The following is a 22,421-nucleotide window of genomic DNA, read 5'->3' on the forward strand; positions in this document are numbered from 1 at the left end:
ACAAGCGCCATTTAAATTGCTAGTTTTTGTTAGCGTTTTGTTAATTTTAATGGTTGGCTTCATTTAGAAATCAAAAAAACGTCAGACACTTCTAAGGATAATGAATACATAACTAGTAAAGAAAAAAGTGAACAAGAAAAAGCTGAAGAGTACGCTGAAAAGATGAAACCGAAAATAAAGGAAAAATTGAAAAAAGAGGATATTCATCATTTTATTAAGGATATTAAGTTTAATGAGAAGGTAACAATAAGTCCAATGGGAATGATTGAAGTTACTGGTTACATCAATAATGAGCCAGAGAAATTCTCATTTGATGCCTCTTTATATTATAAATCGAATGAAGTAGATTCTATTGGCTATTCAAAAGAAGTGGGAGACCGTTTTACAGACTGGAGCGATTACAGCAAGAAAGAAAAAGAAGAATATATCAAAACCGCATACCCTGATAAAAAAGAGCGTGAACAATATTTAAGAGACATAGGGGAACTAAAATAAACAGGCGAAATGCCTGTTTATTTTTTCGAGGCCGGCTTACTTCCTTCGCTTCATCATCCCCCAAGCCGCCAGTCCGGCAATAACTGCCGCAGTTACCGCCGGGCGCTTTGTGGCCTTTGCATAATAGCTTCTTGACCGAAGCCACCCTTTATTTGTCCCCCTGTCATGCATGCCGTAGCCCGCATGGTAAAGCGCGCTTTCTTCACGCGGTTTGGACGGTCTTTCCGCATGCTGGCTGTAGTACATGATTTTTTCCATCAGTCTGTCGGTCAGCCGGGGAAAGAGAGCACCCAGCATGGCGATGGCTTTTGCCTGCGAGCCGATGTACATGTCGCGTTTCGGATGTTCAGCGGCAAACAGGATGGCTTCGGCTGCAGCTTCCGGCGGATAGATCATAGAGCGGGAATGAGCCGGCTGTTTGTCCAGGTAGCTTCTGGCGTGTTCGTTGTAGGGTGTGTCGATTCTGCCTGGATGGATGAGTGTGACCGAGACGGGTGCCTGTTCTTTTTCAAGCTCCATTCGAATGCTTTCTGTCCATCCGTGAAGCGCGAATTTCGCAGACGCGTAGGTGGATTGAATGACGGTTCCTCTGTCGCCGAATAGGCTTCCTACATTGATGAGAGCACCCGGATCGCCTTTGCTTGTAAAGTGTTTGACGGCTGCCCTTGTTCCATAGACCGGACCCCAGAAATTGGTGTCAAACACGCGCTTCATGTCTTCGGTGGTAACGTCCATGGCGTGTCCGAAAACCGAAACAGCAGCGTTGTTAACCCATGTGTCAAAATGGTCGAATGTGCTGATCGCGGTTTCTGCGATGCGGTTGACGTCTTCTTCTTTTCCCACATCCGCTTTTACATAGATGGCTTCGTGCCCTTTTTTCTTTACTTCGTCAACGAGCTCCTGAAGGGCCTCTTCATTTCGGGCTGCTGCGACGACTTTTGCTCCTTTTTCGGCTGCCATTCTCGCGGTGACGAGGCCGATTCCGCTTGTAGCACCGGTAATGACGATGACTTGATCCTTTACTTTTTTCAGTTTGAGCTTCGTTTTCGGGTTTTGCTGTTTTTCAAGCTGTTCAGTATTGGTGACCGTATCATCATTTGGCATCGAGAATCCCCTCCTAGACATGTTTGTCTACATTTACCCCAACCGGGAGGCCACTACCCCTTTTTGACAATCCCAAGGTTCTTTTTTATATTATATAAGTCGCTCTACCATACCTAGGAGGGAATGTTTCAATGACTAGCAGAGGAGATTCACGTGAAAAAATCCTTCACACAGCATCACGTCTGTTCCAGCTGCAAGGATATCACGCGACGGGCTTAAACCAGATTGTGAAAGAAAGCGGTGCTCCTAAGGGATCGCTTTATCACTTTTTTCCGAATGGCAAAGAAGAATTAGCAATTGAAGCGGTTTCATATACAGGAAAGATCGTTGAGCATGTGATACAGCAAAGTATGGATGAATCCTCTGATCCAACAGAAGCGATTCAGCATTTTATCAAAAAAACCGCCAGCCAGTTTGACAATACGGAAAGCATTCAAGGGATTCCAGTCGGCTTGCTGGCGAGTGAAACGGCGTTAATCAGCGAGTCGCTGCGCACGGTTTGCATGAAGGTGTTTAAAAGCTGGGAAGCGGTTTTCGCCAGAAAATTAAAGGAAAACGGATTTGCAGAAGAAGAAGCAAATCAGCTTGGGATGCTGATCAATTCGATGATTGAAGGCGGTATTATGCTTTCGTTAACGAATAAAGACAAAACGCCCCTTCTTCTCATTGCCGAACAAATTCCAGTATTGGTGAGGAAAAAAGGGTAGCAATTTGTTATCCTTTCCCCTACAATTATATAGAACGGTCTAGTTAGAAACCTAAAATATATAGACTGGTCTAAATTGGAGGAAACAACATGAAAACGTTAAGTAAACATTCACTGCCCAAAGAAAAAGTGCCTTACTTGCTCCGCAGCGGAGAGGGAGAGCGCTACTTGTTCGGCAGACAGGTTGCGACAGTGATGGCAAACGGAAAGAGCACGGGAGATTTGTTCGAGATCGTACTGCTTTCTGGGGGAAAAGGGGATGCCTTTCCGCTTCATATTCACAAAAATACGCATGAAGGGCTTCTTGTTCTGGACGGTAAGCTTGAACTGACACTTGATGGTGAACATTATCTTTTAGTAGCTGGTGATTATGCGAATATTCCGGCCGGAACGCCGCACAGCTACCGGATGCATAGCCACAGAACACGGCTGGTGTCTTACACAATGAAAGGGAATGTCGCACATATGTATTCCGTGCTTGGAACGCCGTATGATCATGCTGAACATCCGCCGCACGCAAGCGAAGAGGTATCAAAAGAGCGTTTTGCAAAAGCGATTGAGGTGGCGGACATTATGTTTGCGGAGGATGAAAACCCTGCCGGTGCTCCAAAACTTGTGGAGAATACAGAACTTCCGGATGGCGTTGTTCCATATGTGCTTGAGTCTGGAGAAGGAGACCGTTTGTTGACGGGCGATCAGCTACACCGGATAGTGGCTGCGCAAAAGAATACAGACGGGCAATTTATCGTTGTATCATCTGAAGGCCCTAAAGGCGATCGCATCGTTGATCATTACCATGAGCATCATACAGAAACATTCTATTGCCTTGAAGGGCAAATGACGATGTGGGCCGATGGTGAAGAAATTCAGCTTAATCCAGGAGATTTTCTGCATGTTCCTGCCAACACTGTACACTCCTATCGCTTGGATTCTCACTATACAAAAATGGTGGGGGTATTGGTTCCGGGCTTATTCGAGCCGTTTTTCCGCACGTTAGGAGATCCGTATGAAGGGCATATCTTCCCGAGTGAACCTCAAGCTTTGCGATTCGACCGTGTCTTGCAGAATATCGACACATTAGATTTAAAGGTCATGAAACCATAATATCTCCGGGCTTCCTGTGAAGCCTGGTTTTTTATTGTGAAGGTGACAGGACTGTAAGGTTTTTCCTTTGTGTTGCCATCTAAATCGATGTTTCTTCGCTTCTTTTTTTCATACGCTTGAGGTATAGAAAAAAGGAGCGTGATCCATATGGCTTCATTACAGCCGATTCTGACAAATGAGCGTATTGGTGTGCTTGACGTGTTAAGAGGAATTGCCATTTTCGGCATTCTATTTGTGAATTTGGCGCACTTCAGTTATCCGGATATGTATTTGTCTATGCTTGAAAAGGATAATTTTTTCACGGAAAAGTGGTCTGGTGCCGACTTTGCTGCAGCAGACATATTGAAATTTTTGATTCAAACCAAATGTATTTTACTGTTTTCATTTTTATTTGGGTTTGGCATGGTGGTGATGATGGAGAGAGCGTTAAGCAAAGGAAAACGTTTTGTCCCGCTTTATATCAGAAGATTATTGGCACTCTTCATCTTTGGAACCATTCATGCTTTTTTGATATGGGACGGGGATATCTTAACGGAATACGCCCTGCTTGGCTTGGTTTTCCTTTTGTTCAGAAAAGCAAAGCCGAAAACACTGTTGATATGGGCAGCCTCTTTGTATCTCCTGTTTTCGCTTCCGTTCATTTTGGCAAGCTTTCATCAAGCGAACGGTCAAGAATGGGCACAGGCGGCCAGTCAGCAGGCGAAGCAGGCGCTGCATGCTTACGGAAACGGCACCCTGAAAGACATTGCGGAACAGCGAATCCACGACCGTCTCGTTTATATGTCAATGAATGGCATGCTGACCTATAATCCGCTGAATTTCTTTTTTGCCTCCATCCAATATTTCAGTATGTTTTTGCTGGGCGCCGCGGCGGCAAAATCAAGATTGCTGCATCAGCCGGAAAAGCACCGCAAAGCGTTAAAAAGAGTATGGCTGTCTGGGCTGCTCATTGGCATCAGCGCTCATATATTGTACAGTGTGACCGAAAAAGAAGTATGTTTGCTGGTTGGAGCGCCTTTTCTTATGTTTTTCTACGTCACTACGATTGTGTATCTATATCATAAGACAAGACTGGCTAAGCCGCTGCAATACTTTTCCGCAGTCGGGAGAATGGCATTTACCAACTATCTCATGCAATCAATCATTTGTACGTGGATTTTCTATCATTACGGGTTGGGGTTATACGGCAAAGTGTATCCGGCTGCGGGCGTGCTGATCACGATCGCGGTATGTGCCCTTCAAATGATTTTCAGCCATCTTTGGCTTCGGGCATTCCGAATGGGGCCGTTTGAGTGGCTTTGGAGGAGCCTTACGTATATGAAATGGCAGCCGATCTTGAAGAAATCAAGATAAATAAAAGTCTAGACTCATATTGGAGTCTAGACTTTTTCATGTTTTCAATTATTTATATACAACTCGTGTGCGGCAAATGATGTCATGCAGGCCTTTTTTCTCTCCGAATGCCACCATGATAAAACCGATATAAAAGATAATTCCAGATAATATGTACGCAAAGTAACGGCCGATTGCCTGCCCGATAGACACGCGTCCGCCTTGTTCATTGACTACTTTCAGCCCGAGAATTTTTTTGCCGAGCGTGCCTTGCATTTTAGAAGCTGTAAGCAGCCCGTAATATAACACACTGATGACGATCATGATCAGCATGGTTGGCAAAAAGGCAAGCGTTAAGTATTTCACCATATATTCGTCTTTTGTCATGTATGGGTCTGTTGCGATGGAACCAGCGATAAATACAGAATTGATAATAAATAGAATAATATAGCTAGGAACAGATACAATAATGCCATCAATCAAATAAGCTAAAACACGAATCCAAAATCCTGCCGGTTTTTCCATGTATATTTCTCTCTCCTTTGAATTAATCTGGAACAGTATACTTTGTAAAAAAAGCTTTTGCAATATGATATGGTGATAAAATCCTGATATTACTGAAAAATGAGTCTTTTATCCTTTCTTTTCTACTGTATAAATATACCAGAGATCATTAAAAAGCATGTCTTATACATTATTAGAAGCCATAAAGCAGTGCCAAATGACTGAGGATGAAGTTCGTGAGAAAATTGGCTTGCTTCTGCCGGATAAACGAAAGGCGAAGGGCATCGGGGGTTTAGTGAGGACGATAAGAAACGACTGCTGTTGATCGACAGACGGGTTGGATGATATGAGCACGAGCTGCAAGCAGGTATGGGAGCTAATTGAAGCGAATCTGGAGAGCGAGGAAGGGTTTGGACCCTCGCATACTGGGTATTTACACCAGGTTTTGGCATAGAACACAACACTGAAATTAAGGTAGAAACACCATCGATTTCTATTAGTTTTTCCTTTATGATAATAAAGGTTAATATTTCTATTTTAGGAGGTGTCAATTGATCATGTCCAGAAAAAATCGCGTGGTGATCTTGACTGTGATTTCTGCATTCCTTTTTTGCGCTATGATTGCTGCGGCTTCACTTTCTCCGCTGGCAGACACGGGGTCCTCAGCCAATCAGTTCAACTCTATCGGTATGTGGTCGGCAATTGGTATGATACTTGTTTTCTATTTCATTCCCATCCTCATGTACATGCTGGGTGTGGATGCGATGAAATTTGTGATGGCGGCGCTTTGCGGCATGGGTTTGCTGCTTCACTTATCTACTGCCGCCATTGTGCTGATGGTCAGTATATTCAGTGACCATCCGCTCTCTGATGTGATCACTGTGATGGGGCTCTGTCTCGCTTCAGCGGCTGTAAACATCATTTGGTTTTTTGCCGCTTTTCGTTCTTCGTCAAAGAAACCTGTCACAAGGAATTTTACATAGTTTTCTATTTTTGCTGATGCATGATTTTTCTGTGAACTACATTTATTCACAAATTGGAAATGACTGAACTGGGGATGATAGAAAAAGAGAATCTGCAAGGGATGCAGATTCTCTGAACCATGTTTATTTAGTTGCTTGAATAAACACACCTTTTTCATGGGAGAACTCTTTAAATCCATATACCCCATGGTAAGAGCCGATTCCGCTTGTGTTGACGCCGCCGAATGGCAGGTTGACGTCACTGAAATGAACGACGACATCATTGATGGCTGCATTTCCTGATGTGGTATGTTGAAGGACATTGTCGATCAGGTCTTGGTTGTGGCTGAATACATAAAGCGCGAGCGGTTTATCGCGGTCATTTACGTAATCAATGACTTCATCGATGTCTTCATAGTTCATCATCGGCAGGATCGGTGCAAAGATTTCTTCCTGCATGATCTTCATATCTGGCGTAACGTTTTTCAAAACGGTTGGCGAGATCGTACGGTCGCTTGCATCAAATACGCCGCCGAACACAACTTCCGCGCCTTTCTCGATGGCATCGTCGTATAAAGCTTTGACGCGGTTAAAGTTGCGGTCATTGACAATTTGCGTAAATTTGTTTCGATCCGGCGTGTAATCATCTTCCATAAATCCTGCGTTGACGATGGTTTGCAAAATGCCCGCGAACTTGTCCTGCACGTCTTTTTTAATGAAGACATAATCCGGCGCGATGCAGGTTTGACCGGCATTTACGAACTTGCCGACAGCAATTTTTTTAGCTGCGTCCATTAAGTCGTATTCACTGTCGATGATGGTCGGACTCTTGCCGCCAAGCTCAAGCGTGACAGATGCCAAGTGCTTGGCGGCTGCTGTCATGACGATTTTTCCCACATTTGTGCTTCCGGTGAAGAAAATGTGGTCGAACGGCTGATCAAGAAGTTCAGTGGCCACTTCAACCTCTCCTTCAAAAATGGCAACTTCTTTTTCGTCGAAAGCATCTCGGATGACTTTTGCGGCAATGTTGCTCGTGTTCATCGTAAAGTCTGACAGCTTCACAATGGCACTGTTTCCTGCTGCGATAGAAGCGGCAAGCGGCGCCATCGTCAGCATAAACGGGTAGTTCCACGGACCGAGTATAAGCGTAACGCCTTTAGGCTCGTACATGAGGATTCCGTTGGCATCAGAGCTTAAGGATGAACCGACTTCTTTGGGTGTCATCCATGTTTCCAGGTTGTTCATATTATCTCTGATCGCTTTTTTTGTACCTTCGATTTCTGCTTTTTTGACCTCGTGATACGGCTTCCGCACGTCTTTGCGGATCGCTTCGATAATTTCCTCTTCATGTGCGATGACGGAATCCAAAAAGCGCTGAAGCTTTTCTTTGCGCTGTTCCGCTGTTGAAGCGCGCAGCACTTTTTGCTGTTTTTTCTGAAGCTGGAAGACGCGCTGAATGTCGTCTTTTACTTGCTGTTCCATTGTAAAATCCCCCTCATTTGCTTTCTGCTTATCTCGGAACTATTATAAAGTGGTATCTTTTCTATAAGAAAGACAACGGAGAATCATCTATACGTTACCGTACATATATCGAACATCTGTCTAAGTTTGGAGGTGAACCTTTTGCCGGAATCTGCTGAGGCTCAAATCAAACAGGCGCTTCAGGATTTATTAGAAAAAAGGGATATTCGACAGATTACAATGAAAGAAATTGCTGAACACGCACAAGTGAGCCGCGGGACACTCTATCTTTATTACGAGGATAAGTTTTCGATTATTGAGGATTTGATGGGTGACATGCAGGAAGGATTGAGCGAAGCGCTCTATGAAGCCTTCAAGCATATGGATACACTTTATCTCAGCCAAAAGCGGCAAACCGTGCATCCGACATTGTCTTTTGTTCATCAGCATCAATCTTTCTTCTCAGCAATGATGATTAGAGACAACGTACCGTATCACAATTTCCACCGATTTTTTAAAGATGTGTTTCAGCAGGATGTCATGCTGTCTCCGATTCATGTGAATTTGACGCCGATGGAGCAGGAGATTTACGGACATTACAGGGCTTTGTATACGTATGCGATTATTTTGTACTGGCTGAATGAGGATGCGTCTGCGTCTCCAGAAGCCATCAGCCACAAGGTATGGGAACTTGTTTCTCAGAAACGGTTTTATTGGCTGTTTGGGCAGGCTGTTGAAGCCGAGCCGGAGGAGAACAAGCAAATTGACCGTCGTGTTGTCCGCACGAGACAGGCGCTGCAGGAGGCGTTGCTGGACGTATTGGCGGAGAAAAAAGACTATGCGGCGGTGACGATTTCGGATATTACCAGAAAAAGCAACATTCGCAGGGCGACCTTTTATGATCACTATGCCAATAAAGATGAGCTGGTACAAGCGATGATTCATCAATCGTGTGCAGATATGATTGACCGGCTGACGGTGAGTGCCAGTCCGGATGAGCTTTCTTTAGCGGAAGCTGAGACGGCGCTTGCCAGCCTGCTTTCTGCGTTATCGGAGCGCTCGCCTATTGTCCGGTTTCTCAATCCTGAATGGGGAATTCCTCATGTGATACCCAGCATGTTCAAAGCGCTGGAATCTTTTTACCTGCATCAGCAGCTTGATATCCGCGCGGGAAAGAAACTTTATGCTTATTATGTTTCCGCTATGATTATCGGTTTGATGTTGTATCGGCTGGATGAGGGAAAGGCGCACGATCCGAGGGTGCTGGCCAGGGAGTTTTTGCAGTTTTTGGATGTGAAGAAGTATAAGGTTGTATTGCTTTGAAGCGGCCCGGAGACTTGACCCGGGCTTTGTGTTGTTAAGATACTTGGTCTTTTGATTTTCTTTCTTTTAAAGTGAGATTGAGAAATAGAAGAGCCAAAAGAATAAAAGCAATATTCACCGTCCAAGACTTCCAGCTTCCAGTGGGGACTAAAATCGTATTGAAGAGCAGGCGAACGCTTGAAGAAAATGAAAAGAGTAAAAATAATAGTTTGTTTTGAGACATGATTCTATACGTCCTATACCTTTCTTATAAAAAATAAAATGCCTCAAAGCAGATTCTCATCTGCTTTTGAGACATATATGAACATTTCTCTAAATGGAAATTAACGTAAGTGTAATACATCTAAAAAATAATCAATATATCTTTTTGAATCAACGATAATTGATACATCTGTCTGCATGCCATTTTTTAAATGTATTTTTGTTCCGTTATCTTTAACAATTTCTTTGCTTTCTATCGTGCTTTCAGCAATATAAAATTTTTGCCCGTTTTGATCACTAATACTGTCTGGACTTATTTTTGTAATGACACCTTTAATGGTTTGATTTGTATTTTCAATATGGAATCTAACCTTATCTTTTTCATTAATATTTGTGATCTCATGACTCGGAATATAAATGTTACCTTTAAGCTTCTCTTTATCAGGGACAATAGTCAAAATAGCAGTGCCTGCTTGTAAATTGTCACCTGGAGATATATTTGTTAATACATTAACATAGCCATCACTTGTTGCTTTTATTTTATATTTTTCTAATTGTAAATCTATCATCTTTAGATCATCTTCTCTTGATTTAAGAGTGGTCTGAAGATCTGTTTGCTTTTGAGATGTTTGATTTAGCAAGTTTGTTTTGAGTTGCTCAATTGAAAGCTTATAATTTGTTTGCTCTGAGTTATCGGAATCACTGTCAAAATCGTTACTTTTCATTGAACTGTTAATCTCATCAAGAGATTGTTTTAATTCGTCTTTTTCTTCACTTAGTTTTACTAACATATCTTGTTTTAAACTTTCTAGCTGTCCGTTCAGATTCTCTTTCTGCTGTGAAAAACTGTTTTTATCGAGCTCATCTTTCATCTTCTGTAGATCATCAAGCTGCTGCGCCACATTTTGTTTGTTAGTTTGATAACTATTATAGTAAGAACTATACTTATCATCCTGTTTGGCAAAGGATTTATTGTTTTTAATGGAGTCTTGCAGATCAGAAATTCGTCGAAGCTTTAATTCCACTTTGTTTTTTTTCTTATCGAGACTATTTTTTGCGGTTTTTTTCTGCTTCTCAAGTTTATTCTGTTGAGTTTTTGCATTTTCTTCTGATGACTCTAACAAATTACTCTGTTTTTTGTAAGAGAGATATTGATCTTGATAACCCCAATGATCATCCTCACTGAATAAGTTTTTGTCATTTTCAATACTTTTTTTTAGAGTTTTGTTTAACGCAGCTTGTTCTTTTAAATCTTTGATATCTGCTTTAACCGCCTTTTTCTGCGCTTGAATTTCAGTATTTTCTAGCGTAAGCAGTGTATCTCCCTTTTGTACCTTATCAACTTGTTTAAAAGTAACTGTCTTTACTTTCCCGGCTACTTCGTTTGTTACGTTGCTGTCAGGTATAGTATATTGGATGTCAGCTGTTGTTTTTAGAATCACTTCTTTCTTTCCATAGAAACTAAAAACAATAACAGCTATTAATAAGGCCATGAGTAAATAGACAAAGATTAGACCAATTGGTTTTGGTTTTGATTCATAGAGTTCTCTGCTGTCTTTTAATTCTTCTATATTAAAAAAGTTATATTTCATAACTAATTAGTCACCAACTTTTCTGATGACGTTTGATTATCCCACAAATTAAAATATTTACCTTCTAAGCATATTAATTCCTGGTGATTACCTTGTTCTAAGACTTCTCCGTTTTCAATTACAAAAATTTTGTCGCAATTTTTTACTATACTTAATCTATGAGCAATTATTATAGCGGTAATATCTTTTGAAAGGTTTCTAATAACTTTAGAAATCTCTATCTCAGTTAACGAGTCTAAATTACTTGTCGATTCATCCATTATTAGAATAGAAGGTTTTCTTAGCAATGCCCGTGCAATTGCAAGTCTTTGTTTTTGGCCACCGGACAAATTTGATCCATTTTCTTCAATAACTGTTTCGTAGCGGAAGGGTAGATCATTGATAAAGTCATGAATCATTGTTAATTTACAAATTTTAACTATTTCTTCAAAAGTATAAGAATTTGAAGATCCTAATAATAAATTCTCAATAATTGTTCCATTAAAAAAATAAGGTTCTTGTGGTATGTAACTAATTGCTTCCCTTAAAGTAGTTATACTTATATCTTTTAAATTATTTTCGTTAATTAAAATATCTCCACTTTCTACCTTATAAAAATTCATTAACAGTTTGGCTAGAGTAGACTTACCGGATCCGCTTTCTCCTACAAAAGCAACCTTTTCTCCAGATTTTATATTTAAAGTAACCTCGTTTAATATTTTTCTTTTTAAATCATATTGAAAACTGACTTTATTGAATTGAATAGGCCCTTTTATTAGTTCAGTATTAGTTATTTTAGTTCTAGCATTTTCTGTGTTTATTAGTTCTGGCTCTATCTCTAGAACTTCTTCTAGTCTTTTGGAAGCAACAGTAGCTGATTGGAGTTTAGATTGTAAACCAAGTAAACTTTGCAAAGGATCAAAAAAGTAAACTAGTAAAGCATTATAAGCAATAAGTTGTCCGATTGAAAGGTTGCCTTTCATCACTTGAATTGATCCTATCCAAAGGATAACAATGCCGCTTGTTAAATCAATAAAAACTTTTATCGAATTTTGGAAGTTATCAAGAACTCCATGTTTATATGCTGATCGTAGATATTTTACTAATTTTTTTTCTGTATCAGCAGTTACTTTATATTCGGCATTGTGAGCTTTAATTGTTTCCATGCCCTCTAGATAATCAACAATTGTAGAAGTTAGTTGTGCATTATTCTCCATTTCTTCATCATTTATCCTATGATAGGGTTTTACAAATAAAAGTACCACAAATATATATACAGGGACTATTGCTAAAACAACAAAGAATAAAGTTGAATTCTGCAAAAATAAAAATATTCCAGCTAACAGAAGCATAAATGTATCTAGAAATACAGAAATAGAAACACTTGCAATTGCATCAATTACTTTCGTAGCATCATTAAATCGTGATATAATCTCTCCTATTTTTCTGGTATTGAAAAATTTCATAGGGAGTTTTACTACATGTTTAAAGTATCCAAACATGATTGATATACTCAATTTTTGCCCTAAAATAATCATGAGATATTGCCTGAATGCAGTTAAAACTACTTTAAATAAAAACATTATCAGCATTCCTATAGAAAGGATGTGTAAAGTTCCTACTGAATTGTTAGGCAAGATATCGTCAATTATGTACTGAAAATAAAAAGCCCCCGTAATACCGAGGATTGTTATAATTAATGAAGTTAAAATTGTATGGATTATAAGCGATTTTTGATGTGCTATCAAGCGAAAAATATCTTGCTTTACTGTACTTCTCTCGTTATATTCCTTATAATTTGCTGCAGGGAGCATTAGTAGTAATACTCCAGTCCATATGCTTAAAAATTCTTCTTTTGTATACCTTACTAATCCCCTTCCAGGATCCGCTATAATTATTTCGTTTTTTTTGATTTTATGAATAACAACGTAATGCATTAAATTACCATCAAGAACGACATGAGCAATAGCAGGTAGCCCAAAGGGTTGATCTAAAACTGTATGATCTCCCCTGACCCCTTTGGCGGAAAAACCCAACTTTTCTGCAGCTTTAACTATACCTAAAGCGCTTGTTCCCTCTTGATTTGTGCCAGCAATGTCACGAATTTTCGACAAAGAAATTCGTGATCCATAATGCCTTAAAATTGTAGCTAAACATGCTGCTCCACAATCTTTTTCATCAAGTTGTTTTACACAATGATACTTTTTAAATAGCATTTTTTTCTCCAATAATTACTGAAAGTGAAATATTTATAATGAAAAAATTATATTTTCATAGGTGAAAGTTCATTTGCTTTTTAATTGATTTAGTTTTGCCTCAAGAAGTGTATAAAAATATGTTCCTACAAAACACAAAATTGCTATTACGGACAAGTCCATACATGCACCTAAGTAATCATGGGTCCTAAAGTAGGAATAAAAATCTTTATAATGCATGCCGCAAAAAATGAAAAAGAATGGCAAGCCCCATCCAAGTAAATTTAGTTTAAAATCCTTTTTAGTCATTTTCTTCAAATTAAACACCCATCTCATTATTCTTAAATCAAATTATCCCTCTTCGAAGAAGAGAGATAATTTACTATAATTAATGACGAATTGATTTATAGACACCATAGCCTGCACCAATGGCTCCCCCAAGAATCATGCCACCAACTATACTAGAACCTCCGGATACAGGAGCGCCTACCATACCGCGAATAAGTCCTTTACCTGCTCCTGTAATAGCACCACCTACAGCACCACCTACAGCATCACGTGCTACTGTTTTCCAGCCTCCTCCGTCTATTTCTAGTAATTCTTGTTCATTTAGTTCTAAACAATTTAAGTTTTTCAACAATATACCCTCCTATATTATGTTAATATGTATACTTTATCAATCCCCAGTAATCAAATATTTTACTGAGCTTCCGATTGCTCCGAAATGAGCTCCTACAAAAGCGCCTGCAGGGCCAGCAATTAAAGCGCCTGATCCGGCGGAGAAGGCAGTACCTGTTAATAACGTTTTAGCATAACCTTTAGCCGAATACTTACCTCCATCGATATTCATCAGTTCTTTTTCATCTAAAGCAATAAAGTTTGTATTCAGATCTTTTTCAACAGACATTTGAAAAAACCTCCTTTTCATAAATATATCGACGTCGCAAAAAGATTATATAGAAAAAATATACATAAATCAACATTTTATTTCAATTTTATGATCTTATATAACTGTTTATATGTATTTTTATAGACTTAAATACCCCCAAAAAGTTCGTGAGAATTCATCTTTAATAAATATTTAGGATTAAGTTTAGTTTGGATTTTTCAGGTTGCTCAATTATTATAAAGTAGTTAACCCTACATAAAATCACTATGGTTTTTTCTGATTATCTGTACAATTTTATTTACCTTATATTAAATAAGACGAGTCTAAGATTATTAAAATAAACGTAATAAAAAGAGAGAGGGACATTCCCTCTCTTACTTCTCTTCCTTCCATTTCTCATCAATCAGCATCTTCCCAGGCCATGTATACGCCATGATGCCGCCGTCTGCGGTGATGTCTTCGCCTGTGACGTATGAGCTGTCGTCAGATGCGAGGAACAGTGCCACCGTCGCCATTTCCTTCGGTTTGCCGAGTCGGCCGAGCGGCGTGATCCATTTGTTGGCTTCGCGGAATTTCTCGCCCATTTCCTGTTCCTTGGTGCCAGCTAATTTGTCAATCAGCGGCGTTTCAATCGTACCCGGTGAGATGGAATTGACCCGAATGCCGTTTCTTGCGTAATCAATTGCCATCGCTCTTGTCAGGTTTGTGATACCGCCTTTTGCGGCGTTATAGCCGGAGCGGTCAAGGTCCGCAGCCCTGCCTGACATGGAGGAGGTGTTGATGATGGAGCCTCCTTTTTCGAGCATGAGCGGAATCAGGTATTTGCTGCAAAGGAACGTGCCGCGCAGATCGACTGCGATAATGCGGTCAAACAGGTCAACGGGATATTCGTGGACTTTTCCGCCTTCCTGATCGACGCCGGCGTTGTTAAAGAGAATATCAATTGTGCCGTACGCGTCTTTGAGTTGATCAGCAAATTGTTTCACATTTTCTTCATCTGACACATCAAGATGAAAAGCCTCAGCCTGTCCTCCGTTTTGTCTGATCGTTTCGACTGTCTCTTTCATTTGATCTTCATTAATGTCGCCGACAATCACACGCGCGCCTTCATTGGCAAAAACCTCTGCCGTTGCTTGTCCAATGCCTGTCGCAGCGCCTGTGATCACAGCTGTTTTGTTTTCTAATCGTCCCATAACAAGAATCCTCCTTTTTTATTTGTCTTCCCGCTGTGTGCAGTGATAAACATGTGAAAAAAGTAATACCTGTATATGGTAAGATGAATGAGAAATTGTTGGGAGGTTTTATGTGTTTTGAAGGTACAGCATAAGAAGGAACTCAAATTTTATTGTCTTGTCACGATTCCGGCTGCGTTTGCTGTGCTGACTGTCATCTCTTTTTTATTGCAAGAGATTACGTTTCCGGTTACAGCTAGCGCACTTCTGAATGCTTCATGGCATAATCTATTGTTTCTGATACCGTTCTGTTTGTTTTTCTATCCGGTGCATATTTGGATGAAGCGGGAGTTTGGCCGTTGGAATGATGCAGGACAAAAGAGAGGCTGATCCTCTCTTTCTCTTATCCGATTGTCTAGAAAAAATAGTGAAAACTCACCCAACTAATGTTAAATTGACATATATATGCATCTATCGTTCTTTGATGAAAACCATATTGACAGAAGTCATCATTTGTGATAAATAGATGCTGAAAAGAGTTTACATAACATCACAAAGCATGAAAAAGGAGCGAGCGGAATGGCCAAAAAAGAGTTTAAAGCAGAGTCCAAACGGCTGCTGGATATGATGATTAATTCCATTTACACCCAAAAAGAAATTTTTCTGCGCGAGTTAATTTCCAATGCGAGTGACGCGATTGACAAAATCTATTACAAAGCGCTGACTGATGATGCGCTAACCTTCGATAAAGACAATTACTACATAAAAGTTGCGGCTGACAAAGGTGCGAGAACGCTGACGATCACGGATACAGGGATCGGAATGACAAAGGACGAGCTTGAACAGCACCTCGGTACGATCGCGAAAAGCGGCTCTCTTGCGTTTAAAAAAGAAAACGAACTGAAGGACGGCCATGACATCATCGGGCAATTCGGTGTCGGATTTTATGCGGCGTTTATGGTTGCCGACGTGGTGACCGTTATCAGTAAGGCGCTCGGCAGTGAAGAAGCGTATAAATGGGAGTCTGCAGGTGCGGACGGCTACACAATTGAGCCGTGTGAAAAGGATTCTGTCGGCACAGACATTATTCTGAAGATCAAAGAGAACACGGAAGATGAGAGCTATGATGAATTTTTAGAAGAATATCGTTTAAAAGCAATCATCAAAAAGTACTCCGACTTCATTCGCTACCCGATCAAAATGGATACAACAGTTAACAAGCCGAAGGAAGGCAGCGAGAATGAATTTGAAGAGGTACAGGAAGAACAGACAGTTAACAGCATGGTGCCGATCTGGAGAAAAAACAAGAGCGAGCTGACAGATGAGGACTATGAAACGTTCTATTCTGAAAAGCATTATGGATTTGATAAACCGCTCACTCACGTCCATATCAGTGTGGATGGTGCCGTTCGTTACAACGCGATTCTATTTATTCCTGAAAACATGCCGTTTGACTATTACTCTAAGGAATATGAGAAAGGCTTGGAGCTGTATTCCAACGGCGTGCTGATTATGAACAAATGCGCGGATCTGCTGCCGGACCACTTCAGCTTTGTAAAGGGTATGGTCGATTCTGAGGATCTGTCGCTGAACATTTCCAGAGAAATGCTGCAGCATGACCGCCAGCTGAAGCTGATTGCGAAAAACATCAGCAAAAAGATCAAAAGCGAGCTGCAGAGCCTGCTGAAAAAAGACAGAGAAAAATATGAGACCTTCTACAAATCATTCGGCAGACAGCTGAAGTTCGGCGTGTACAATGATTTTGGCGCGAATAAAGATCAATTGAAGGATCTCTTATTATTCTACTCTTCCAAAGAGAAAAAACTGGTCAGCCTAGACGAGTATGTATCCAGAATGCCTGAAGAACAGAAATATATTTACTACGCGACCGGTGATTCATACGATCGCATTGAAAAACTGCCGCAAACGGAAATGGTAGCGGACAAAGGCTATGAAATTCTTTACTTTACAGAGGATATTGATGAATTTGCGATCAAGATGCTCGCTTCATATCAAGAAAAAGAGTTTAAATCTGTATCAAGCGGCGACCTTGGCATTGATTCAGATGAGGATCAAAAGCAGTCTGAAGAAGAAGAAAGCAAATACAAGGATCTGTTTGAGGAAATGAAAAATATACTGTCCGGCAAAGTGAAAAACGTCAGAGTATCCAAACGCCTCAAATCTCATCCGGTCTGCCTTGCAGCTGATGGTGAAGTGACAATCGAGATGGAAAAAATCTTAAATGCGATGCCGGACAGCCAAAATGTAAAAGCGGACAAAGTGCTGGAAATCAACCCGAATCACGAGGTATTCAACACGCTGCAGAACGCTTTCGAACAAGATAAAGAGAAACTAAGCCTGTACACATATCTCCTGTACAATCAGGCGCTTCTGATCGAAGGTCTGCCAATTCAGGACCCTGTGGAATTTACGAACAATATGTGCAAAGTAATGGTGTAAGAATAAAAAAAGGGAATCGTCCAAATGAGACGATTCCTTTTTTTATTTATGACGTCCGTTCATTGAGCACACGGCTTTGTCTGTTGTTCTTTCTTTTAAAACGTTGTTTCAAGCTTGCTTCAATTTCTTCTAAGCTTTTCCCTTTGGTTTCAGGAACCATGTAAAGGGCGAAGAAAAATGAGAGAAGACAAATGACTGAGAAAATCATAAAGACCCATGCGATGCCCATCACGCTGAGCATGAGCGGGAAGACGAGCGACACGATCAGGTTGGCCGCCGATAGCACCAAAGTGGTGAACCCTGTCGCTGCTCCGCGCGCTTTGGACGGGAAGAGCTCAGGCATGAGCACCCAAACCACCGGCCCCCATGTCGCCTGGTAGAATACGATATAAACTCCGAGAAATACGACGGTGAGCCAAGCTGTTGATGTAGAGAGCCCCAGCATCAGGAGCACACCCGATAGTGCGGCCAAGCTCAGCGTAATGCCGACACTTCCCCAGATCAGAAGCTTTTTGCGGCCGACACGGTCAATTAAGATCATGGCGGTGATACACATGATGACGTTGAGGACACCGATTCCCATTGTGCCGAGTGCAGAAGCTGACGTACCAAGGCCAGCCTTTGTAAAAATGGTTGGCGCATAGTATATCACCGTGTTAATGCCGACAGCCTGCTGGAATATAGCAAGACCGACCCCAATCAAAAGCATGGGACGAATCCATTTGGCTTTTAACACGCCGAGTGTTGTTTCTTTTTTCTCAGCTTCCCCTTGCTTCATCTCCGCCAATTCTATTTCAATATCTTTTGGATCATGAGTGATTTTCATGATTCGTTTCGCTTCATCTTCACGTCCGCGCTTCACGAGCCATCTTGGCGATTCCGGCATAAACGCGATCCCAATTAATAAAAGCACGGCAGGAACCGCAGCCAGCCCCACCATCCAGCGCCACGCTTCAAACGGTGTGAATAGAAAGTTTACAATATATGCAAGTAAAATACCGGTGACAATCATTAGGTTGTTCATCGTGCCGAGTGTTCCGCGGATTTTTGTCGGCGCCATTTCTGAAAGGTAGACAGGCACCAGCGCCGTTGAACCGCCTACGGCTAAACCGAGAATGACCCGAGACATTATTAGCATGGTGACGGTTTGAGAAAACGCACAAGCGAGCGCTCCAATGATAAAAATGATGGAAAGGACAAATACGACTTTTCTCCTGCCCCAGCGATCGGAGCACGTTCCGCTGAATGCGGAACCAAAAATCGCGCCGAGTAGCAGCATGCTGACAACCAATCCTTCTGTCAGTGTTGTTAAAGGGATATCATTGTTGATAAATAGCAGTGCGCCCGAGATGACGCCCGTATCGTAACCGTAAAGCAGCCCCCCTAAAGCGCCGAAAAAGTAGATCAAATATTTCCTTATATTTGTCTTCACAAATGTTCCTCCTCAGTCTTTGAGCCAATGAGTATGTACTATATTTAACAAAGTTAATAGAGTAGTACCCTTTTCCTAATCGATTTGAAACATTTGTTTGAAGAAATCTTGATTTCACAAAAGGAAATTCAAAGCCAAAACGAGGGATATTGGCGGTTTTTACGCAAGTTATTGATCACGATAGCGAGGATCACAATGATGGCAGATCCAATGAAAACGGGAAACAGTAATTACAGCACTTCATGGACGGGAGGAAAAAACATAAAAAAACCTTACTCGCCCGGAGTAAGGTTTTAATTAGGACATTTTTATGCTTCTCCCTCGTTGACGAAAACCAAGGCGGAGAATCCTTTTTTCTTATCAAACTGCAATTCAACGACGGTAACGTCTGGATTGAAGTTATGGTACTCCTCTAAGAACTGAATAATGCCTTCTGAAATGTCATCCGACTCAAGCTGCTTGTGATGCAGGCCATATTTGGCTTCAGCGAAAAATCCTGTACGCTTGTTGTAAGACAGCTCTTTTACTTCAACGTCTTCAGGGTAAATCTCTTCTTCATTAGAAATATACACACAAATCCCGTCTACAATTTCTTGCTCGTTTAATACTAATTTCATTACCTAAAAGCTCCTTCTGTACGTCTTCGGTGTTTTAAATGCGCGAATGATTGCAATGACAATGATTAATATAATGATCAAAGCGATGACATCAACGATCCAGGCAATAGGCGAAGCGCCATAAGAAACATAGCCTGGGCCCCCGACTGGATGATAAGTGTAACCCCAAGGGTGCATCATGCTGATCATGAACATGCTCGTTGTGAATCCGCTATAATAGCCAAACCATCCTGATGGCGAGAATCCTGCATTGTAATAATGATTCACTGAAACATAACGTCCGCCAACATAAGCTTTAGATGTTTTTCCGCTGTATGTCTTTCCGCTTACTTTTGATGTGGCACCGGAAAACGTGCCTGACGATGTTTTAGAGCTTGATGAGCTTGTCTTATCGGAAGATTTCTTTTTCAGCGAAATCGATGATGATGAATCATCAGACGTTTTGGAGTTTTTGCTTGAAGAGCTTGATCCTGAACTGTAGCTTGATTTCGGGCTGGATTTATAGCTTCCGCTGTATGACGAGCTTGAACTTCGGCTGCTGTGACTGGATGATGAGCGGCCACTTAAACTTTTTGCATGAGAAATGGTTGATGGCAGCAGTACACCTAAAGCAACGGTTACTGCAACTAAGGCTTTTACATATTTCAGTTTCATTCTGTTTCCTCCATAGGCCGTAACGGCCCGTTATTTCTGGTTTGAATCATCAGCAAAAGTGAAAGAGAGGCCAGATAGATGAGCTTATTCTAGCGTTATATCAATCTTTCATATCGTATTTAGCTTTTTCAATCACTTTCTTTCTGAGATAAACTCCCTTTATTTTATCGGATTCATGACTCTTTTTGTAAGTTTTACATTAAAATCAAACCAATTTCTGGGCAAATAAAAACAGCCTTCCCAATGGAGAAGGCTGTTTTTTTCTTATGCGAACAGTTGATCAATAAATGAAATATCCTCTTGAGAAAGCGTCACGTCAGCTGTTTTGATGTTATCAAGCAGCTGATCGGCACGTTTTGCGCCAGGGATTAAAATATCGATTTCCGGTCTTGCCAAATACCAAGCCAATACGATGTGAGGGATGTCCACGTTGTGCTTTTCAGCAATTGGCGCAAGCTTGTTGACCTTTCTGATATTTTCTTTGAAACGCTCACCCTTGAAGTGCTCCTGTTCGTTTCGCAGGTCTCCTTCAGGGAACGTTGTATCTTCTGTATACTTTCCTGCCAATAATCCAGACACGAGCGGGAAGTAAGGAATAAATGAAATATTATGCTCCTTCGTATACGGGAAGAATGTGTTTTCCGCTTCACGGTTTAACAGGTTGTATTCGCCTTGCAATACATCTACTAATCCGTCTCTGTTTGCTTCTTTCAATTGCTCTAAAGAGAAATTGGATACACCGATGGAACGGATTTTTCCGGCTTGCTTCATTTCATTCAGTGCGTTAACCGCTTCATCCTTCGGCGTATGTTCATCCGGGAAGTGAATGTAGAACAGATCGATATAATCAGTTTTCAAACGCTTCAGGCTTTCATCAACCGATTTTTTAAGAAATGCTGGTGAATTATCAAAGACAAAGTCATTTCCTTCTTTTCGGTGTGCGGCTTTCGTGGCGATGACGACATCTTCGCGGTTGAATTCGCGCAGCACCTCACCAATTAATTCTTCGGAACGGCCGATCCCATAAATGTAAGCGGTATCTAACATGGTCACGCCATTGCGAATGGCCTCGCGAACCAATTCTTTTCCGGTTTCTTCATTCAGATTCGGGTAGAGGTTATGTCCTCCTACAGCATTTGTTCCTAATCCGATAGGGAATACCTGCAGGTCTGATTTTCCGAGCGTTGCTTTTTTCATGATCTACCTCCTGAAATAAAATTGATGAAAGACTCTCAATACTATTGTAAACGTTAAGCTAGATGAATGCCGATTTGGTGCTCATGGCAGTACTGCGTGTACTCGTCATCTAACGGCTGAGATGTCACAATACAATGCAGCCTGTCAAAGGGCGCATAGGTCAGCAGCGTTGATTTTCCGAATTTAGAATGATCGGCCAATAAATACACTTCTTTCGCTTTTTCAGAAATCCTCTTTTTAATGTCGTACTCGAGCAGATCCGAATTGGTCAATCCATGTGTCAGTGTTGTTCCGGTTGCGGACATAAAGGCTTTGTTGATATTGTACTTCTCCAAGGTACCGGGATCATCCATGCCGACAAAGGAGCGTGTTTTTCTTTTATAGTTGTTTCCGATGATGATTAAGTTGATATGTTTCAAAGCCGCCGCCGCATTGATAATGTCCAAACTGTTGGTTAAAATGGTGACATTTTTGTTCGGATCAAGCGTATCGAGAATCGATTTGGTCGTTGTTCCTGAGTCAATGAAGATTAAGTCATGGTCTTCAATAAAACGAGAGGCGTAATGGGCAATTTTTGTTTTCTCATCTTGGTGCTGGATGGTGCGATTCTCAAAAGGAACCAATGCGGTTTTCTCAATTGATGTTACGCCGCCGTATACTTTTTCGATGGCACCCTTTTCCGTTAGCTTGTTGATATCGCGTCTGACTGTGTTTTTCGAGACATTGAAAACCTGGCACAGCTCATCTAAGGAAACAGTGCCATGCGATAAAATGTACTCCTCCATTTCCTGTATCCGCATCAGTTTCATACAAAAAACTCCTTCTTGAATCTTAAAGTAATGTAAATATATAATAAAAATCAAAAGTTAATCAATAGTTGCTTAAAAAATGATAACATTGGTATAATTTTTTTTCAAGACTCACCGAACTTCCAGGCGATCTCTTCCATTGTTGAAAGATTAGTATAATAAAAATAATGAGAAAATTTAGTGTTTATGATTGACTTATGGGTATTATACGATTAGAATATAACCAAGAAATG

At 41.0% G+C, this 22,421-nt stretch carries 21 protein-coding genes and 1 pseudogene; 8 read left to right on the forward strand and 14 right to left on the reverse strand.

From position 1 onward, the window contains the following. The first annotated feature begins 162 nt into the window (after positions 1–162). Positions 163–495: a DUF1433 domain-containing protein gene (locus NST16_RS18740; RefSeq protein WP_326331794.1), complete on the forward strand. Its 333-nt coding sequence runs from the start codon at positions 163–165 to the stop codon at positions 493–495. Between the two features lie 36 nt (positions 496–531). Here NST16_RS18740 and NST16_RS18745 read toward each other — a convergent pair whose 3' ends face one another. Further along, positions 532–1,599, reverse strand: a complete 1,068-nt coding sequence (locus tag NST16_RS18745; protein ID WP_340887955.1) for an SDR family oxidoreductase — start codon at positions 1,597–1,599, stop codon at positions 532–534. Positions 1,600–1,730: 131 nt separating this feature from the next. Here NST16_RS18745 and yxaF point away from each other — a divergent pair, with 131 nt between their 5' ends. The 3 genes from yxaF (at position 1,731) to NST16_RS18760 (ending at position 4,762) form a co-directional block, all read left to right on the forward strand. Further along, positions 1,731–2,306 carry a transcriptional regulator YxaF gene (yxaF, locus tag NST16_RS18750; protein ID WP_010332554.1) on the forward strand — a complete coding sequence of 192 codons (576 nt, stop codon included), beginning with the start codon at positions 1,731–1,733 and terminating at the stop codon, positions 2,304–2,306. An 89-nt stretch (positions 2,307–2,395) separates the two neighbouring features. Next, a complete protein-coding gene (locus NST16_RS18755) occupies positions 2,396–3,409 on the forward strand; it encodes a quercetin 2,3-dioxygenase (protein WP_339179057.1) in 1,014 nt (337 codons plus the stop codon). Positions 3,410–3,556: 147 nt separating this feature from the next. After that, entirely contained in the window at positions 3,557–4,762 is a 1,206-nt protein-coding gene (locus NST16_RS18760; RefSeq protein ID WP_340887960.1) for a DUF418 domain-containing protein, read from the forward strand. A 48-nt stretch (positions 4,763–4,810) separates the two neighbouring features. Here NST16_RS18760 and NST16_RS18765 read toward each other — a convergent pair whose 3' ends face one another. Then, positions 4,811–5,266, reverse strand: a complete 456-nt coding sequence (locus NST16_RS18765; RefSeq protein WP_010332551.1) for an RDD family protein — start codon at positions 5,264–5,266, stop codon at positions 4,811–4,813. 536 nt (positions 5,267–5,802) lie between these two features. On the opposite strand from NST16_RS18765, the gene NST16_RS18770 reads away from it, so the two are divergent. Beyond that, positions 5,803–6,228, forward strand: a complete 426-nt coding sequence (locus NST16_RS18770; protein ID WP_340887963.1) for a DUF5391 family protein — start codon at positions 5,803–5,805, stop codon at positions 6,226–6,228. A 123-nt stretch (positions 6,229–6,351) separates the two neighbouring features. Here NST16_RS18770 and NST16_RS18775 read toward each other — a convergent pair whose 3' ends face one another. Next, positions 6,352–7,689 (reverse strand): aldehyde dehydrogenase family protein, encoded by a 1,338-nt coding sequence (locus NST16_RS18775; protein WP_340887964.1) that lies wholly within the window; start codon positions 7,687–7,689, stop codon positions 6,352–6,354. Between the two features lie 141 nt (positions 7,690–7,830). On the opposite strand from NST16_RS18775, the gene NST16_RS18780 reads away from it, so the two are divergent. Beyond that, positions 7,831–8,991: a TetR/AcrR family transcriptional regulator gene (locus NST16_RS18780; RefSeq protein WP_340887966.1), complete on the forward strand. Its 1,161-nt coding sequence runs from the start codon at positions 7,831–7,833 to the stop codon at positions 8,989–8,991. 323 nt (positions 8,992–9,314) lie between these two features. On the opposite strand, the gene NST16_RS18785 is transcribed toward NST16_RS18780, so the two are convergent. The 5 genes from NST16_RS18785 to NST16_RS18805 all read right to left on the reverse strand — a co-directional run bounded on the left by NST16_RS18785 (position 9,315) and on the right by NST16_RS18805 (position 15,040). Beyond that, positions 9,315–10,784: an HlyD family efflux transporter periplasmic adaptor subunit gene (locus NST16_RS18785; protein ID WP_340887968.1), complete on the reverse strand. Its 1,470-nt coding sequence runs from the start codon at positions 10,782–10,784 to the stop codon at positions 9,315–9,317. Positions 10,785–10,786: 2 nt separating this feature from the next. Further along, a complete protein-coding gene (locus NST16_RS18790; RefSeq protein WP_340887970.1) occupies positions 10,787–12,979 on the reverse strand; it encodes a peptidase domain-containing ABC transporter in 2,193 nt (730 codons plus the stop codon). A 367-nt stretch (positions 12,980–13,346) separates the two neighbouring features. Further along, positions 13,347–13,595: a Blp family class II bacteriocin gene (locus NST16_RS18795; protein WP_010332541.1), complete on the reverse strand. Its 249-nt coding sequence runs from the start codon at positions 13,593–13,595 to the stop codon at positions 13,347–13,349. A gap of 39 nt (positions 13,596–13,634) precedes the next feature. Next, complete coding sequence (locus NST16_RS18800; RefSeq protein WP_010332540.1) at positions 13,635–13,865, reverse strand: Blp family class II bacteriocin; 231 nt, start codon at positions 13,863–13,865, stop codon at positions 13,635–13,637. Between the two features lie 356 nt (positions 13,866–14,221). Next, complete coding sequence (locus NST16_RS18805) at positions 14,222–15,040, reverse strand: SDR family oxidoreductase (RefSeq protein ID WP_340887975.1); 819 nt, start codon at positions 15,038–15,040, stop codon at positions 14,222–14,224. Positions 15,041–15,157: 117 nt separating this feature from the next. On the opposite strand from NST16_RS18805, the gene NST16_RS18810 reads away from it, so the two are divergent. Together NST16_RS18810 and htpG are read left to right on the forward strand one after the other, a co-directional pair. Then, a complete protein-coding gene (locus NST16_RS18810; RefSeq protein WP_268447835.1) occupies positions 15,158–15,409 on the forward strand; it encodes a hypothetical protein in 252 nt (83 codons plus the stop codon). Between the two features lie 189 nt (positions 15,410–15,598). Next, positions 15,599–17,479, forward strand: coding sequence for a molecular chaperone HtpG (gene htpG / locus NST16_RS18815; protein ID WP_010332537.1), 1,881 nt, complete (start codon positions 15,599–15,601; stop codon positions 17,477–17,479). Between the two features lie 46 nt (positions 17,480–17,525). On the opposite strand, the gene NST16_RS18820 is transcribed toward htpG, so the two are convergent. The 6 genes and pseudogenes from NST16_RS18820 to iolR form a co-directional block, all read right to left on the reverse strand. Then, on the reverse strand, positions 17,526–18,911 hold the full coding sequence (locus tag NST16_RS18820) for a sugar porter family MFS transporter (RefSeq protein ID WP_010332536.1): 1,386 nt from the start codon (positions 18,909–18,911) through the stop codon (positions 17,526–17,528). A 128-nt stretch (positions 18,912–19,039) separates the two neighbouring features. Continuing rightward, positions 19,040–19,141, reverse strand: a pseudogene (locus NST16_RS18825) (HPP family protein); the annotation flags it as partial. A 78-nt stretch (positions 19,142–19,219) separates the two neighbouring features. Continuing rightward, the gene (locus NST16_RS18830; RefSeq protein WP_095712624.1) at positions 19,220–19,528 is read right to left on the reverse strand and encodes a DUF2653 family protein; all 309 of its coding nucleotides are present in this window, start codon (positions 19,526–19,528) and stop codon (positions 19,220–19,222) included. Between the two features lie 3 nt (positions 19,529–19,531). Then, the gene (locus NST16_RS18835; RefSeq protein ID WP_340887985.1) at positions 19,532–20,182 is read right to left on the reverse strand and encodes a hypothetical protein; all 651 of its coding nucleotides are present in this window, start codon (positions 20,180–20,182) and stop codon (positions 19,532–19,534) included. Positions 20,183–20,446: 264 nt separating this feature from the next. Then, positions 20,447–21,379 carry an aldo/keto reductase gene (locus NST16_RS18840; protein WP_010332531.1) on the reverse strand — a complete coding sequence of 311 codons (933 nt, stop codon included), beginning with the start codon at positions 21,377–21,379 and terminating at the stop codon, positions 20,447–20,449. Positions 21,380–21,432: 53 nt separating this feature from the next. Next, positions 21,433–22,188: a myo-inositol utilization transcriptional regulator IolR gene (gene iolR, locus NST16_RS18845; protein ID WP_010332530.1), complete on the reverse strand. Its 756-nt coding sequence runs from the start codon at positions 22,186–22,188 to the stop codon at positions 21,433–21,435. Between the last annotated feature and the right edge of the window lie 233 nt (positions 22,189–22,421).

The sequence above is a fragment of the Bacillus sp. FSL K6-1005 genome, assembly GCF_038000225.1.
Lineage (GTDB): Bacteria > Bacillota > Bacilli > Bacillales > Bacillaceae > Bacillus > Bacillus mojavensis.

Excerpts from the sequence above, each read along its gene's own strand:
- NST16_RS18755 (WP_339179057.1), top strand. The coding sequence starts at position 2,396 with ATGAAAACGTTAAGTAAACATTCACTGCCCAAAGAAAAAGTGCCTTAC.
- NST16_RS18840 (WP_010332531.1), bottom strand. The coding sequence starts at position 21,379 with ATGAAAAAAGCAACGCTCGGAAAATCAGACCTGCAGGTATTCCCTATC.
- NST16_RS18775 (WP_340887964.1), bottom strand. The coding sequence starts at position 7,689 with ATGGAACAGCAAGTAAAAGACGACATTCAGCGCGTCTTCCAGCTTCAG.
- NST16_RS18800 (WP_010332540.1), bottom strand. The coding sequence starts at position 13,865 with ATGTCTGTTGAAAAAGATCTGAATACAAACTTTATTGCTTTAGATGAA.
- NST16_RS18785 (WP_340887968.1), bottom strand. The coding sequence starts at position 10,784 with ATGAAATATAACTTTTTTAATATAGAAGAATTAAAAGACAGCAGAGAA.
- NST16_RS18805 (WP_340887975.1), bottom strand. The coding sequence starts at position 15,040 with ATGGGACGATTAGAAAACAAAACAGCTGTGATCACAGGCGCTGCGACA.
- yxaF (WP_010332554.1), top strand. The coding sequence starts at position 1,731 with ATGACTAGCAGAGGAGATTCACGTGAAAAAATCCTTCACACAGCATCA.
- NST16_RS18830 (WP_095712624.1), bottom strand. The coding sequence starts at position 19,528 with ATGAAATTAGTATTAAACGAGCAAGAAATTGTAGACGGGATTTGTGTG.
- NST16_RS18740 (WP_326331794.1), top strand. The coding sequence starts at position 163 with ATGAAACCGAAAATAAAGGAAAAATTGAAAAAAGAGGATATTCATCAT.
- NST16_RS18770 (WP_340887963.1), top strand. The coding sequence starts at position 5,803 with ATGTCCAGAAAAAATCGCGTGGTGATCTTGACTGTGATTTCTGCATTC.
- NST16_RS18765 (WP_010332551.1), bottom strand. The coding sequence starts at position 5,266 with ATGGAAAAACCGGCAGGATTTTGGATTCGTGTTTTAGCTTATTTGATT.
- NST16_RS18790 (WP_340887970.1), bottom strand. The coding sequence starts at position 12,979 with ATGCTATTTAAAAAGTATCATTGTGTAAAACAACTTGATGAAAAAGAT.
- NST16_RS18760 (WP_340887960.1), top strand. The coding sequence starts at position 3,557 with ATGGCTTCATTACAGCCGATTCTGACAAATGAGCGTATTGGTGTGCTT.
- htpG (WP_010332537.1), top strand. The coding sequence starts at position 15,599 with ATGGCCAAAAAAGAGTTTAAAGCAGAGTCCAAACGGCTGCTGGATATG.
- NST16_RS18835 (WP_340887985.1), bottom strand. The coding sequence starts at position 20,182 with ATGAAACTGAAATATGTAAAAGCCTTAGTTGCAGTAACCGTTGCTTTA.
- iolR (WP_010332530.1), bottom strand. The coding sequence starts at position 22,188 with ATGAAACTGATGCGGATACAGGAAATGGAGGAGTACATTTTATCGCAT.
- NST16_RS18745 (WP_340887955.1), bottom strand. The coding sequence starts at position 1,599 with ATGCCAAATGATGATACGGTCACCAATACTGAACAGCTTGAAAAACAG.